General features: G+C 63.6%; 1 protein-coding gene. It reads right to left on the reverse strand.

What is annotated here, in order from left to right:
* Positions 1 to 19: 19 nt before the first annotated feature.
* On the reverse strand, positions 20 to 1,003 hold the full coding sequence (locus CKO27_RS23835; RefSeq protein ID WP_200377395.1) for an IS110 family RNA-guided transposase: 984 nt from the start codon (positions 1,001 to 1,003) through the stop codon (positions 20 to 22).
* Between the last annotated feature and the right edge of the window lie 218 nt (positions 1,004 to 1,221).

Below are 1,221 nucleotides of genomic sequence, written 5' to 3' on the forward strand. Positions count from 1 at the left end.
GTAGATACCGTCTTTCCTGTCAAGTCGCGGGGGCATAGTCAGCTTGGTAGGGGAGACGGGTTTTGAAGACGCCAAAGCAAAGATGGACGAGTTTGCGCATGGCCGCGCCGAGAGCCGCCATTTTGGCTTTGCCGCGGGCGAGCAGGCGCTCGTAGAGAGCTTTGACGTGCGGGTTGTAGCGCGTGGCGACGACGGCGGCCATATAGAGGGTCGCGCGCACCCGTGCCGGCCCGGCCTTGGAGAGCCGGGCGCGGGCGTGCACGGAGGTGCCCGATTGGCGCTCGACGGGCACCAGGCCGAGATAGGCCGCCAGTTGTTCGGCGGACTGGAAGGGGCGGGCGTGCAACAGGGCCAGGAGCTGATGGGCGACCTTGGGACCGACGGCGGGAATGCTGGTCAGGAGGGCGACGTCGGCCTTGAGCTGGGGATGCCCATTCAGATAATCGTCGATCTCTTGCTGGAGCTTCGCCAACGCCTGCTCCAGGAAGGCAAGGCTATCGGTAAGCGAGTCGAGCACCGGGGGCGGCGTGGTCGTCGCTTCGGCCTTTTCCAGGCGGTTGCGCTCGCGGCGGAGATCCTCGCTGAGCGCCTGTTGACGGGCTAGCAACGCCTGCCAGGTGCGGACCTGCGGCGGCGGAGGTGTCCAGGGCGCCGGTCGCACGAGGGCGCCAAAGCGCGCTAGCGTCTCGGCATCGACGGCGTCGGTCTTGGTGCGCACGGCCAGCCCCTGAGCGAACTTTTTGGCTTGCGCGGGATTGACGATGGACACCGTGACACCATGCGCGTGCAACGTCTCCGCCGTGGTTTCGTGATAGACGCCGGTGGCCTCCAGCACGGCGTGAACCTGCGCCGGCATCACCCCCTGGCGTGCCAGCCAGTCGATCAGCGCCGTCACGCCGTCGCGGCTGTTTTCGACCACTTTGGTTTTCTGTTTGCCGTCGGCTTCGCGCCGCAGGCACGTGTGTAATTTGGCTTTCGAGACATCAATGCCGAGATAGACCATGTTTCAACCCGCTGACGATGAAACCATCACGCCCACTGGCCTTGTGCCTGCAGGGTTCGCCCCTTGGATACCGTTCAGTGTCAGTGCTGGCGTGAAAGAAGAGACCAAGGGCTTGATCTACGCAACAAGGTCAAGGCCTTCAGGATGGGTTCAAGCTGCCTCGGTCTCGCGTGATGGGAGCTAACCATCACGAAATTCAAGATACAAGGATGGGTAGA

This window comes from Thiocystis violacea (genome assembly GCF_016583575.1).
GTDB lineage: Bacteria > Pseudomonadota > Gammaproteobacteria > Chromatiales > Chromatiaceae > Thiocystis > Thiocystis violacea.